At 60.2% G+C, this 12,842-nt stretch carries 12 protein-coding genes; 3 read left to right on the top strand and 9 right to left on the bottom strand.

The genetic code is table 11. The features are described 5' to 3' along the window. Positions 1-85: 85 nt before the first annotated feature. Positions 86-463 carry a COG4315 family predicted lipoprotein gene (locus AC07V4_RS01165; protein ID WP_492635132.1) on the bottom strand — a complete coding sequence of 126 codons (378 nt, stop codon included), beginning with the start codon at positions 461-463 and terminating at the stop codon, positions 86-88. Between the two features lie 153 nt (positions 464-616). On the opposite strand from AC07V4_RS01165, the gene phoB reads away from it, so the two are divergent. The 3 genes from phoB (at position 617) to AC07V4_RS01150 (ending at position 4,283) form a co-directional block, all read left to right on the top strand. Next, a complete protein-coding gene (phoB, locus tag AC07V4_RS01160; RefSeq protein ID WP_003176964.1) occupies positions 617-1,306 on the top strand; it encodes a phosphate regulon transcriptional regulator PhoB in 690 nt (229 codons plus the stop codon). Between the two features lie 80 nt (positions 1,307-1,386). Then, positions 1,387-2,673, top strand: coding sequence for a phosphate regulon sensor histidine kinase PhoR (gene phoR, locus AC07V4_RS01155; protein ID WP_492635293.1), 1,287 nt, complete (start codon positions 1,387-1,389; stop codon positions 2,671-2,673). Positions 2,674-2,942: 269 nt separating this feature from the next. Further along, positions 2,943-4,283: a hemolysin family protein gene (locus AC07V4_RS01150; protein WP_431753065.1), complete on the top strand. Its 1,341-nt coding sequence runs from the start codon at positions 2,943-2,945 to the stop codon at positions 4,281-4,283. Positions 4,284-4,287: 4 nt separating this feature from the next. Here AC07V4_RS01150 and AC07V4_RS01145 read toward each other — a convergent pair whose 3' ends face one another. The 8 genes from AC07V4_RS01145 to AC07V4_RS01110 form a co-directional block, all read right to left on the bottom strand. Beyond that, positions 4,288-4,968 carry a peptidoglycan DD-metalloendopeptidase family protein gene (locus AC07V4_RS01145; protein WP_492635133.1) on the bottom strand — a complete coding sequence of 227 codons (681 nt, stop codon included), beginning with the start codon at positions 4,966-4,968 and terminating at the stop codon, positions 4,288-4,290. A 66-nt stretch (positions 4,969-5,034) separates the two neighbouring features. Next, positions 5,035-5,334 carry a helix-turn-helix domain-containing protein gene (locus AC07V4_RS01140; RefSeq protein WP_492635134.1) on the bottom strand — a complete coding sequence of 100 codons (300 nt, stop codon included), beginning with the start codon at positions 5,332-5,334 and terminating at the stop codon, positions 5,035-5,037. A 4-nt stretch (positions 5,335-5,338) separates the two neighbouring features. Further along, positions 5,339-5,662 carry a type II toxin-antitoxin system RelE/ParE family toxin gene (locus AC07V4_RS01135; RefSeq protein WP_431753062.1) on the bottom strand — a complete coding sequence of 108 codons (324 nt, stop codon included), beginning with the start codon at positions 5,660-5,662 and terminating at the stop codon, positions 5,339-5,341. Positions 5,663-5,849: 187 nt separating this feature from the next. After that, on the bottom strand, positions 5,850-6,758 hold the full coding sequence (locus AC07V4_RS01130; protein ID WP_431753061.1) for a response regulator: 909 nt from the start codon (positions 6,756-6,758) through the stop codon (positions 5,850-5,852). Between the two features lie 168 nt (positions 6,759-6,926). Further along, a complete protein-coding gene (gene phoU / locus AC07V4_RS01125) occupies positions 6,927-7,688 on the bottom strand; it encodes a phosphate signaling complex protein PhoU (protein WP_431753060.1) in 762 nt (253 codons plus the stop codon). A gap of 71 nt (positions 7,689-7,759) precedes the next feature. Continuing rightward, positions 7,760-8,593 carry a phosphate ABC transporter ATP-binding protein PstB gene (gene pstB, locus AC07V4_RS01120; RefSeq protein ID WP_017738993.1) on the bottom strand — a complete coding sequence of 278 codons (834 nt, stop codon included), beginning with the start codon at positions 8,591-8,593 and terminating at the stop codon, positions 7,760-7,762. 179 nt (positions 8,594-8,772) lie between these two features. Next, positions 8,773-10,443, bottom strand: a complete 1,671-nt coding sequence (gene pstA, locus AC07V4_RS01115; protein WP_492635135.1) for a phosphate ABC transporter permease PstA — start codon at positions 10,441-10,443, stop codon at positions 8,773-8,775. Positions 10,444-10,458: 15 nt separating this feature from the next. Continuing rightward, complete coding sequence (locus tag AC07V4_RS01110) at positions 10,459-12,492, bottom strand: ABC transporter permease subunit (RefSeq protein ID WP_492635294.1); 2,034 nt, start codon at positions 12,490-12,492, stop codon at positions 10,459-10,461. Between the last annotated feature and the right edge of the window lie 350 nt (positions 12,493-12,842).

Below are 12,842 nucleotides of genomic sequence, written 5' to 3'. Positions count from 1 at the left end.
ATCGGGGGCAAGCCCCCTCCCACATTTGGAATGTGCCCCCTGTGGGAGCGGGCTTGCCCGCGAAGGTCTCAGCGGCGCCGCAGGTTCAGGGTTTGATGACGTGCCACGCCCCACCCTTGCCATCCCCGGCCTTGTCACCGGCTTTATGGTCATCCTTGTAGGTATAGACCGGCTTGCCCTTGTAGGCCCACTGGCTGGAATTGTCGTCGCGGGTAACGACGGTCCAATCGCCCGTCGGCTTGTCGGTGGACTCAGCCTTCAGCGGCGGCCAGTTGGTCGCGCACTGGTCCTTGCACACTGACTTGCCGTCAGCATCCTTGTCGAAGGTGTAGAGGGTCAGGCCCTTGTGGTCCACTAATATCCCGTCTTGAGTCATCGCGGGCTCCGCCGCGAATGCCACCTTCGGCAACGTCAACGCCGCCGTGACCAGCAGGGCTTTCCAGGAAAACGTACTTTTAGTCATCGGAACCTTCCTTTTGTGGTTGTCAGGATTCGGTCCCAAAGCGTAGTCCAGAGCGACGCAAATTGCCCAAGCGACTAAATTACTGTCACACGACTGCAATAATTCCGTTATCTAATGCGGCGCAAGACAGTTAAATGACAAGAGGATTTAGGCATGGTTGGCAGGAGCATTCTGATCGTCGACGACGAAGCGCCCATCCGCGAGATGATCGCCGTTGCGTTGGAAATGGCCGGCTATGACTGCCTGGAGGCGGAGAACTCCCAGCAGGCCCACGCCATTATCGTCGACCGCAAGCCGGACCTGATCCTGCTGGACTGGATGCTACCAGGCACCTCCGGCATCGAGCTCGCCCGCCGCCTCAAGCGTGACGAGCTGACCGGGGATATCCCGATCATCATGCTCACCGCCAAGGGTGAAGAAGACAACAAGATCCAAGGGCTGGAAGTCGGCGCCGACGACTACATCACCAAACCCTTTTCCCCGCGGGAACTGGTTGCGCGCCTGAAGGCCGTACTGCGCCGCGCCGGCCCTACCGATGGTGAAGCGCCGATTGAAGTCGGCGGCCTGCTGCTGGACCCGATCAGCCACCGTGTGACCATTGACGGCAAGCCGGCCGAGATGGGCCCGACCGAATACCGCCTGCTGCAATTCTTCATGACCCACCAGGAGCGTGCCTACACCCGCGGCCAATTGCTCGACCAAGTGTGGGGCGGCAACGTGTATGTGGAGGAGCGCACCGTGGACGTGCATATCCGCCGCCTGCGCAAAGCCTTGGGCGATGCCTACGAGAATCTGGTACAAACCGTGCGCGGCACCGGCTACCGTTTTTCTACCAAAGGCTGAGCCGAGCCGAATTCCCTGAACAGCTGACAAGGACGCATGTTTAAGTGAACCAAAACTGGCATGGCACCCTGATCCGCCACATGCTTTTGCTGATCACCGGCTGCTTGCTGGTAGGCTTGATCAGCGGCTATTACGGTTGGAGCCTGGCCGTCGGCCTCGGCCTGTACCTGGGCTGGACCCTCAAGCAATTGCTGCGCCTGCATGAATGGCTGCGCCAGCACAAACCCGATGAAGCACCACCCGACGGCTATGGCCTGTGGGGCGAGGTGTTCGACAGCATCTACCACCTGCAACGCCGCGACCAACGAGTACGCGGACGTCTGCAAGCAGTGATCGACCGGGTACAGGAATCCACCGCCGCCCTGAAAGACGCGGTGATCATGCTCGACAGCGATGGCAACCTGGAGTGGTGGAACCGCGCCGCCGAGACCTTGCTGGGCCTCAAGACGCCCCAGGACAGCGGCCAGCCGGTGACCAACCTGGTACGCCATCCGCGCTTCAAGGAATACTTCGAGCAGGATAATTACGAAGAAGCCCTGGAAATCCCCTCGCCCACCAATGACCGCGTGCGCATCCAGCTGTACTTGACGCGCTACGGCAACAACGAACACCTGATGCTGGTGCGCGACGTGACCCGTATCCACCAGTTGGAACAGATGCGTAAAGACTTCGTCGCCAACGTCTCCCATGAGCTGCGCACGCCGTTGACGGTGATTTGCGGTTACCTGGAAACGCTGTTGGACAATGTCGACGAGATCAACCCGCGCTGGAGCCGCGCCCTGCAGCAAATGCAGCAGCAAGGTTCGCGCATGCAGACCCTGCTCAACGACCTGCTGTTGCTGGCCAAGCTGGAAGCGACCGATTACCCGTCGGACAACCACCCGGTGACCGTGCAAAGCCTGCTGCAGACCATCAAGAACGATGCCCAGGCCCTCTCCGGCCAGCGCGGCCAGCAGATCACCCTGGAAGCCGACCCGCAGGTTTTGCTCAAAGGCAGCGAAGGCGAATTGCGCAGCGCGTTTTCCAACCTGGTGTTCAACGCCGTCAAGTACACCCAGGATAAAGGCAACATCCGCATCCGCTGGTGGGCCGACGAACAAGGTGCTCACCTGAGCGTGCAGGACTCCGGCATCGGTATCGACGCCAAACACCTGCCACGCCTGACCGAACGCTTCTACCGTGTCGACTCCAGCCGCAACTCCAACACTGGCGGGACCGGGCTGGGGCTGGCCATCGTCAAGCATGTACTGCTGCGCCACCGTGCACGGCTGGAGATCAGCAGCGTGCTGGGCCACGGCAGTACGTTTACCTGCCATTTTCCGCCGGCTCAGGTGACTCGCTCGCGAGTGCTCGGCACCGGCGAATAACCCGAAAACAACACTGAACTAAATGTGAGAGGGGGCTTGCCCCCGATAGCAGGGTGTCAGTCAACACATTCACATCTGACCCGCCGCCATCGGGGGCAAGCCCCCTCCCACATTGGGCCGGTGTCGTGTTGGAGAAGGAATTCCAAGCCCCGCCCGGCAGCAACCACTAGGCAAGCGCCCCGTCAGCCGCTACATTGGCCGACTTATGCCTGCCTTTCAGGCCGCCCCTTGACCTTTAATTGAATACACGGAACCTGCAAAACCCCATCATGGACCCTTCCCCTGGTATTACCCTCGCTTCACTTTTCGCCGACTTCGGCATGATTCTTTTTGCACTGATCCTGGTACTGCTCAACGGCTTCTTCGTTGCGGCGGAATTTGCCATGGTCAAACTGCGCGCCACTCGGGTCGAAGCCATCGCCCACAAGAACGGCTGGCGCGGGCAGATCCTACGCACCGTGCACAGCCAGCTCGACGCTTATCTGTCGGCCTGCCAGTTGGGTATCACCCTCGCCTCCCTTGGCCTGGGCTGGGTCGGTGAGCCGGCCTTCGCGCATATCCTCGAGCCGTTGCTGAATGCCGTGGGCGTGCAATCGCCTGAAGTGATCAAAGGCGTGTCGTTCTTTGCCGCCTTCTTCGTGATTTCCTACCTGCACATCGTGGTCGGTGAACTGGCGCCCAAATCCTGGGCCATTCGCAAACCCGAGTTGCTGTCGCTGTGGACGGCTGTGCCGCTGTACCTGTTCTACTGGGCCATGTACCCGGCGATCTACCTGCTCAACGCCAGCGCCAACGCTATCCTGCGCATCGCCGGCCAAGGCGAGCCCGGCCCGCACCATGAGCACCATTACAGCCGCGAAGAACTCAAACTGATCCTGCACTCCAGCCGTGGCCAGGACCCGAGCGACCAAGGCATGCGCGTGCTGGCTTCCGCCGTGGAAATGGGCGAGCTGGAAGTGGTGGACTGGGCCAATTCCCGGGAAGACCTGGTCACCCTCGACTTCAACGCCCCGCTCAAGGAAATCCTTGCGCTGTTCCGTCGCCACAAGTTCAGCCGATATCCGGTGTATGACGCGAATCGAAACGAGTTCGTCGGCCTGCTGCACATCAAGGACCTGCTGCTGGAACTGGCAGCCCTGGACCACATCCCCGAGTCGTTCAACCTCGCCGAACTGACCCGCCCGCTGGAGCGCGTTTCGCGGCACATGCCGTTGTCGCAGCTGCTGGAGCAGTTCCGCAAAGGCGGCGCGCACTTCGCCCTGGTGGAAGAAGCCGACGGCAAAGTCATCGGCTACCTGACCATGGAAGACGTGCTCGAAGTACTGGTGGGTGATATCCAGGATGAACACCGCAAGGCCGAGCGCGGCATCCTCGCCTACCAGCCGGGCAAACTGCTGGTGCGCGGCGACACGCCGTTGTTCAAGGTGGAACGCCTGCTGGGCGTAGACCTGGACCACATCGAAGCCGAAACCCTGGCCGGCCTGATCTACGACACCTTGAAGCGTGTACCGGAAGAGGAAGAAGTGCTGGAAGTGGAAGGCTTGCGGATCATCATCAAGAAGATGAAAGGGCCGAAGATCGTGTTGGCCAAGGTTCTGCTGCTGGATTGATCCTTCAATTGCCCAACGCAAAGTTGGGCAATGTGCCAACCGGCTGGTTGAACTCATACGGGATCGACACCAGCCCCGCCTCGGTAGCACGCTGCACCACGAAATGCAGATGCGGCCCGCTGCTGTTGCCGGTATTCCCCGATAACGCCAGCGGGCTGCCCAGTGCCACGCGCTGCCCGGCCCTGACACTCACCGAGCCTTGCTTGAGGTGCAGGTACACGCCCTCAGTCCCGTCATCGTGCCGTACCCGCACAAAATTCCCCGAAGCATCGCCACCGCGCCCGGCCTGCCCATTCTCGATTTTCACCACCACGCCGCTACGCGCCGCGATGATCGGCGTGCCTTCGGGCATGGCGATGTCCATGGCGTAGCGGCTTTTGGCGTCGGTGTGGCTGAAACTGCCGTTGGGGCCCTGGGTCAGGCGAAACGGCCCGCCACGCCAGGGAAAGGGGTAGCGGTAGGCTTGTTGTGGATAACTCGGCCTGGGCAGCTCCAGCATCGGCCGCTTGACCCGCTCGACCCGCTCGACCCTACGCTCCTGAATCACGAATGCTTGGGCGCCGGGGGTTTGCCGGTCACTGAAAAACACCTCGCCATTGGCATCGGTGGATTTGTAGAGGGTCATGGCCAGAGTCGAGGTGGCGACCGAGGCCAGCCCGCAGAACAGCATTAGACGCATGAGCATGGCGTGAACCTGCCGGGATGACTGAACGGCAGGCTAGCAAGGGATCATGACAACACTGTGTGAGCGTCAAACGGGCAGCGCAGTAAAGCAGATATCCACATGCATCTGAGCGGCAGCGGACAAGTTGACGAGTGCATCGAGAGAAAACTTATCGATTTTGCCATTGAGCACGTCGTTCAGACGTGGCTGACTGATGCCAAGCCTTTGCGCCGCATCCTTCTGAGAAAGCTCCCAGCTGCGGATGGTGTTGCACAGTTCCAGCAGCAACTTCGAGCGAAGTCGCATATTGGCGGCTTGCGCAGGCGTGTCCTCCAGAGCATCCCAGACGCAGCTGAAACGTTCGGTGTGAATTTTTGAGTCTGTCATTGGCTTAACCTAACTCCTGCAATCTGGCACGAGCCAGTTCGATATCCCGCCCTTCGGTTTTCTGTGTGGTCTTGCGCAGCGCATGCAACACATAGACAGCTTCTGGCCGGTTGACCACGTAGAACACTCGAAACGCTCCCGATTCCTCAGTGATTCTGATCTCACTGACACCCCTTCCGATTGTTTTCATCGGCTTGCAATCAAAAGGCTGTTCACCCTGCTGCAATAGGTCCAACTGAAAACCGGCGGCCCTACGGGCATCGAGAGGAAATGCCTTGAGATCCTTGAGTGAGCTTCCTAGAAACACCACATCCTTGTGCCTTGGCATTGGCTTCTCCTTTTCTGGAAAAAAGAAGCGTAATCGACGATTCAGCCAAGAGCGGTGAGGGTTTGTTTCAAGGCATAGCAAAGGCTCGATAACACTGTTGCGTTATCGAGAGCCTATATCGAAACAGATATAAATCAAGCCAGCCAACGGCAATCAGACGGTCGGTCGATTCCCGATATTCAGGAGATTAAGCACCCGGCACAAAATGCTTCTGCGCCGTGCCGCGGGCGATCAGGCGAGAGATGTAGTCGAGCTTCTGCGCATCCTGGTCGATAAACCGGAAGGTCAGTTGCAGCCAGTCGCTGTCGGGCTTGGGCTCGTAAGCGACGATGGCGTGCAGGTAGCCGTTGAGACGGGCGACTTCAGCGTTTTCACCTTGCTCAAGGTCGAGCACCGCGCTTTCCAGGACCTGGGGCAGGACTTCACCGCGACGCACTACCAACAGCGCTTCCTTGATGCTCAGCGCCTTGATCACGCATTGCTGGTTGCCGCTGGACAGCCGCAGTTGACCTTGGCCACGACCGGCCGCCGGCGCGGCTGCAGGCGCTTGTACGGGTGGGTTGTTGAGCAGGCCCTTGCTTGGCGCAGGGGCGGCTGTTGCAACGGGCGCTGCACGCACCGCTTCAGGCTTGCCGCCGGTCAGGGCGCTCAGGGAATCGTTGCCGAAGGCCGAGTTCATCTTGGTCGGTGCACTGGCGACCAGTGCGTCGAGGCGCCCGATCTTGTGCAGGGCCTGCTTGACCTTGTTCAGCAACTGCTCGTTGGTGAACGGCTTGCTGACGTAGCCGGAAACCCCGGCCTGGATCGCCTGCACCACATTTTCCTTGTCGCCACGGCTGGTCACCATCACGAACGGCATGGCCTTGAGGTGCGCTTGCTCACGGCACCAGGTCAGTAGCTCCAGGCCCGACATCTCGGGCATTTCCCAGTCGCACAGCACCAGGTCGAAGGTCTCGCGCATCAGGATGGATTGCGCCTTTTTGCCGTTGACCGCGTCTTCGATCTTGATCCCTGGGAAGTAGTTACGCAGGCACTTCTTCACCAGGTCGCGGATAAACGAGGCGTCGTCCACCACCAATACACTGACTTTACTCATCGACCCTTCATCCTATAGAAACTTCGGCACGCGAAACGCCTGACTGATGGCAGTTTGCCAAAACTCGCTGGTCACAGCGGGACTTTATTGCTCCCGCTGCGCAAAAAATTCAGAGGCCACAAACAAAAACGCCCGACCAAAGGCCGGGCGTTAATTTCTCGGGCAACCTTACTTATCGTCAGGTTCGCCTGGAACATTAGGGATTTGATCAGCCGTGCCTTCAACTTCGGCCTTCATGCGCTTGAGGCCCATGTGCCGCACGTCGGTGCCGCGAACCAGGTAAATCACCAGTTCCGAGATATTGCGCGCGTGGTCGCCAATACGCTCCAGGGAACGCAATACCCAGATGATGTTCAAGACCCGCGAGATAGAGCGTGGATCTTCCATCATGTAGGTGGCCAGCTCGCGCAACGCCGTCTTGTACTCACGGTCAATGACCTTGTCGTACTGGGCCACCGACAACGCCAGCTCGGCATCGAAGCGGGCAAACGCATCCAGTGCATCGCGAACCATGTTGCGCACCTGGTCGCCGATGTGGCGCACTTCCACGTAACCGCGCGGTGCCTCGCCTTCTTCGCACAGCTGGATGGCGCGGCGGGCGATTTTGGTGGATTCGTCGCCAATACGCTCCAGGTCGATCACCGACTTGGAGATGCTGATGATCAAACGCAGGTCGGAGGCCGCCGGCTGGCGACGGGCAAGAATGCGCAGGCATTCTTCGTCGATATTGCGTTCCATCTGGTTGATCTGGTCATCGATCTCGCGCACTTGCTGGGCCAGGCCCGAGTCGGCCTCGATCAGCGCGGTGACAGCGTCGTTGACTTGCTTCTCCACCAGCCCGCCCATCGCCAGGAGGTGGCTGCGCACTTCCTCAAGCTCGGCGTTGAACTGCGCGGAGATGTGATGGGTAAGGCCTTCTTTGCTAATCATGTTGGCGTCCTTGGAACGTCCGGTAAGGTGCGGAGAACCGCAGCATTCAATGCAATCAGAACCACCGCGTACTAGCCGTAGCGACCGGTGATGTAGTCTTCGGTCTGCTTCTTCGCCGGATTGGTGAACAGGGTATCGGTGTCACCGAACTCCACCAGTTTGCCCATGTACATGAACGCGGTGTAGTCGGAGACCCGCGCCGCCTGTTGCATGTTGTGGGTCACGATGACGATGGTGAACTTGGACTTGAGCTCGTAGATCAGCTCTTCGACTTTCAGGGTCGAGATCGGGTCGAGGGCCGAGCACGGCTCGTCGAGCAGCAGGACTTCCGGCTCCACGGCGATGGTACGGGCGATCACCAGACGCTGCTGCTGGCCACCGGACAAGCCGAGTGCCGAGTCGTGCAAGCGGTCTTTGACCTCGTCCCACAACGCCGCGCCCTTCAAGGCCCACTCAACCGCCTCGTCGAGGATGCGCTTCTTGTTGATGCCCTGGATGCGCAAACCGTAGACCACGTTTTCGTAGATGGTCTTGGGGAACGGGTTCGGTTTCTGGAACACCATGCCCACGCGACGACGCAGCTCGGCCACGTCTTCGCCCTTGCGATAGATGTTGGTGCCGTAGAGGTTGATCGCGCCGTCTACGCGGCAACCATCGACCAGGTCGTTCATGCGGTTGAACGTACGCAGCAGCGTGGACTTGCCGCAGCCGGACGGCCCGATGAAGGCGGTCACGCGCTGCTTGGGGATGTTCATGCTGACGTCGAACAGCGCCTGCTTTTCACCGTAGTAGAGGCTCAGGCCCGGTACTTCGATGGCCACGGTTTCCTGGGCCAGGCTCAGGCTCTGCTTGTCGCGACCCAGGGCCGACATGTTGATGCCGTGGGTGTGGGTTTCGTGCTGCATGGGATGCTCCCTGTGCTACCAATTCGTTGTGTTGGACCGCCGGGGCGATCTACTCAAATTCCGCGGGTCATGCAGTCCAGTGTGGGAGGGGGCTTGCCCCCGATGGCGGTGTATCAGAAACAGATGTGCTGGCTGACACTCTGCTATCGGGGGCAAGCCCCCTCCCACATTGAAAAGCGTTAACTGTCCAGCGCTTTGTATTTTTCGCGCAGGTGGTTACGAATCCACACCGCCGACAGGTTGAGCGTGGCGATCACCAGCACCAGCAGCAAGGCAGTGGCGTACACCAACGGCCGCGCAGCTTCGACGTTAGGGCTCTGGAAACCGACGTCATAGATATGGAAGCCCAGGTGCATGATCTTCTGGTCCAGGTGCAGGTACGGGTAGTTGCCGTCCAGCGGCAGCGATGGCGCCAGTTTCACCACACCCACCAGCATCAGCGGCGCCACTTCACCGGCGGCACGGGCCACAGCGAGGATCATGCCGGTCATCATCGCCGGGCTGGCCATCGGCAGCACGATCTTCCACAGCGTTTCCGCCTTGGTTGCACCCAGCGCCAGCGAACCTTCACGCACGGTGCGGGGAATCCGCGCCAAGCCTTCTTCAGTGGCCACGATCACCACCGGCACGGCCAGCAGCGCCAGGGTCAACGAGGCCCACAGCAAGCCCGGTGTACCGAAGGTCGGTGCCGGAAGGGCTTCGGCAAAGAACAGTCGGTCGACCGAGCCACCCAGTACATACACGAAGAAGCCCAGGCCGAACACGCCATAAACGATGGCCGGTACGCCCGCCAGGTTGTTCACCGCAATACGGATCACACGGGTCAGGGTGTTTTGCTTGGCGTATTCACGCAGGTACACCGCCGCCAGCACGCCGAACGGGGTCACGATAATCGCCATGATCAGGGTCATCATCACGGTGCCGAAGATGGCCGGGAAAATCCCGCCTTCCGTGTTGGCTTCCCGTGGGTCGTCGCTGAGGAACTCCCAGACCTTGCTGAAGTAGACGCCGATCTTGGTCAAAGTGCCCATGGCGTTCGGCTGATAGGCATGCACGACTTTGCCGATGCTGATTTCCACTTCTTTGCCGTTGGCGTCACGAGCGGTCAGGCTGTCGCGGTTGAACTGGGCGTGCAGGTCCGACAGGCGCGCTTCGACTTCTTTGTAGCGGTTGTTCAGTTCGGCACGGCCAGACTCCATGTCTGCCTGTGCAGTGGCGTCGAGCTTGCCTTCCAGCTCCAGCTTGCGACCGTGCAGGCGGATGCGCTCCAGTCCGGCGTTGATCGCGCCGATATCCGACTTCTCCAGCGTCTTGAGCTGGGCGGCCAGCTTGTTGACGCGGTCGACACGGGCTTGCAGCTCGGGCCACGCAGCCTCGCCTTCGGCGACAACCTTGCCGTCTTGTTTGACGTTGATCAGGGTGCCGTAGAAGTTGCCCCATTCACGACGCTCGATGGCCATCAGGTCGACCGGCTTGGTCTGATCCTTCAACCACTCGCCGACGATCCAGGTGAAGTCGTTGCCATTCAGATCACGGTTGCCGACCTTGATCAGCTCGCGGGTCATGAATTCCGGACCTTGGTCCGGCACCGGCAAGCCCGCGCTTTTCAGGCGCTCGCGGGGCACTTCTTCCTTCTGCACCACTTCGCCGATGACGATATGGTTTTCCTGGCCCGGCACGTTGTAATTGGCCTGGATCAAGTCAGCCGGCCAGAAGTGGCCCAGACCACGTACCGCAATCACGGCAAGCAAGCCAATAGTCATGATGACCGCGATGGACACCGCGCCACCGCTGATCCAGACGCCGGGGGCGCCGCTCTTGAACCATCCATTCAGGGAGTTCTGTTTCACAGACTTCTACCTTTCTTAAAGCGACGAGTATTTCTTGCGCAGACGCTGACGAATCAGCTCGGCGAGGGTGTTCATGATGAAGGTGAACAGCAGTAGCACCAGCGCCGAGAGGAACAGCACGCGGTAGTGACTGCCGCCCACTTCCGACTCCGGCATCTCCACCGCCACGTTGGCCGCCAGGGTGCGCAGGCCCTCGAACAGGTTCATCTCCATCACCGGGGTGTTACCGGTGGCCATCAGCACGATCATGGTCTCACCGACAGCGCGGCCCATGCCGATCATCAGCGCCGAGAAAATGCCCGGGCTGGCGGTCAGGATGACCACGCGGGTCATGGTTTGCCACGGCGTGGCGCCCAGGGCCAGGGAGCCCAGGGTCAGGCCGCGCGGTACGCTGAACACGGCGTCTTCGGCGATGGAGTAGATGTTCGGGATCACTGCAAAACCCATGGCCAGGCCGACTACCAGGGCGTTGCGCTGGTCGTAGGTGATGCCCAGGTCGTGGGAGATCCACATGCGCATGTCGCCGCCGAAGAACCAGGTTTCCAGGTACGGGCTCATGTACAGCGAGAGCCAGCCCACGAACAGGATCACCGGGATCAGGATCGCGCTTTCCCAGCCATCCGGCACCCGCAGGCGCAGGGACTCAGGCAGACGGCTGAAGATGAAGCCCGCGACCAGGATGCCAATCGGCAACAACATCAGCAGGCTGAAAATCCCCGGCAAATGCCCTTCCACATACGGCGCCAGGAACAGGCCGGCGAAGAAGCCGAGAATCACCGTCGGCATCGCTTCCATCAGTTCGATCACCGGCTTGACCTTGCGGCGCAGGCTCGGGGCCATGAAGTAAGCGGTGTAGATTGCTGCGGCGACCGCCAGTGGCGCAGCCAGCAGCATGGCGTAGAACGCAGCTTTCAGCGTGCCGAACGTCAGCGGCGCCAGGCTCATCTTGGGTTCGAAATCGGTGTTGGCGGCGGTCGATTGCCAGACGTATTTAGGCTCGTCGTAGTTTTCGTACCAGACCTTGCTCCACAACGCGCTCCAGGAAACTTCAGGGTGCGGGTTGTCCAGCAGCAGCGGTTGCAACTTGCCGCCCGCTTCGACGATAACGTGGTTGGCGCGTGGTGACAGGCCGAACAGGCCTTGGCCGTCAACCACTGGGTCCACCAACAGGGTGCGGTGGGCGGTGCTGTGGAACACACCGAACTTGCCGGAGGCGTCGAGGGCGGTGAAGCCTTTGCGACGTTCTTCGGCGGTGATTTCCACAACCGGCGCAGTGCCCATCTGGAAGGTACGGATCTGTTTCAGACGCTGTTCGCCATCCGGGTCGCGGGCCATGAACCACTGGGCCAGGCCGCCCTTGGAGTCACCGACGATCAGCGAAATGCCCCCCACCAACTGGGCGCTGGCAGTGATGTCTACGGTGCCATCTTCCGACAGTTTGTAGCGACCGTTGAGGCTCTTGTCGCGCAGGCTGAACACGTCGGCCAGGGCGCGACCATTGACCACATACAGCCATTGCTGGCGCGGGTCGATGAAGATCGCCTTCACCGGCTCAGTCATTTGCGGCAGCTCGATACGCTTCTGCTCGCTGGTGACTTCGCCGGTCATCATGTTTTCTTCGCGGCTCAGGCTCAGCACGTTCAAGTAGGAACCGGCGGAACCGGCCACCACCAGCGAGGAGTCAGTGGCGTTGAGCGCGACGTGCTCCAGCGGGCGACCCTGTTCGTCGAGGATGATCGGTGTTTCACCGTAAGGGTATTCCACAGCCGGGCTGATGGTCTTCTTGCCGTCCGGGTAAGACACTTTATAGGTGTGGCGGAACACCAAGGACTGGCCATTGGACAAACCGAGTATCACCAGCGGGCTGCCGGGTTGGTCTTTACCGATGGACACCACTTGGCTGCCGGCCGGCAGCGGCAGGTCGATACGCTTGAGTTCAGCGCCTGTTTGCACATCAAAGAACAGCGCCTGGCCTTTGTCGGAAACCCGCATGGCGACTTGGTTCTGTTCTTCAATCGAGATCATCAACGGCTTGCCGGCATCCTGAATCCACGCAGGCGTCAGCGCCGCTTCCTTGGTCAGCGAAGCACCTTGGAACAACGGTGCAACGACATAGGCCAGGAAGAAGAAAATCAGGGTAATGGCGCCGAGGACGGCGAGGCCGCCGACCAGTACGTACCAACGGGTCAGGCGATCTTTGAGCGCGCGGATGCGGCGCTTGCGTTGCAGCTCAGGCGTATTGAAATCAATGCGCTTGGGAGGAGAAGTCGTCGTCATGGTGGAATTGGCCAGATCATTCATGCGCACACCCTAGCGATCCTGTATGACAGAAAGATGACAATGCAGTGACGCAAGAAATCCGCCGCGGAGCAGGGCTGGCAGCGGATTAAAAATTAGGA

Source organism: Pseudomonas sp. GW821-FHT03A09, assembly GCF_059421065.1.
Note: the sequence above shows the minus strand (reverse complement) of the source record. Positions and strands in the feature narration are given on the sequence as shown.

Bases quoted from the DNA above. Each gene is read 5' to 3' on its own strand.
- phoB (WP_003176964.1), top strand. From the start codon at position 617: ATGGTTGGCAGGAGCATTCTGATCGTCGACGACGAAGCGCCCATCCGC.
- AC07V4_RS01135 (WP_431753062.1), bottom strand. From the start codon at position 5,662: ATGCCAAGGCACAAGGATGTGGTGTTTCTAGGAAGCTCACTCAAGGAT.
- AC07V4_RS01150 (WP_431753065.1), top strand. From the start codon at position 2,943: ATGGACCCTTCCCCTGGTATTACCCTCGCTTCACTTTTCGCCGACTTC.
- pstB (WP_017738993.1), bottom strand. From the start codon at position 8,593: ATGCAGCACGAAACCCACACCCACGGCATCAACATGTCGGCCCTGGGT.
- AC07V4_RS01165 (WP_492635132.1), bottom strand. From the start codon at position 463: ATGACTAAAAGTACGTTTTCCTGGAAAGCCCTGCTGGTCACGGCGGCG.
- phoR (WP_492635293.1), top strand. From the start codon at position 1,387: ATGCTTTTGCTGATCACCGGCTGCTTGCTGGTAGGCTTGATCAGCGGC.
- AC07V4_RS01145 (WP_492635133.1), bottom strand. From the start codon at position 4,968: ATGCTCATGCGTCTAATGCTGTTCTGCGGGCTGGCCTCGGTCGCCACC.
- AC07V4_RS01140 (WP_492635134.1), bottom strand. From the start codon at position 5,334: ATGACAGACTCAAAAATTCACACCGAACGTTTCAGCTGCGTCTGGGAT.
- phoU (WP_431753060.1), bottom strand. From the start codon at position 7,688: ATGATTAGCAAAGAAGGCCTTACCCATCACATCTCCGCGCAGTTCAAC.
- AC07V4_RS01130 (WP_431753061.1), bottom strand. From the start codon at position 6,758: ATGAGTAAAGTCAGTGTATTGGTGGTGGACGACGCCTCGTTTATCCGC.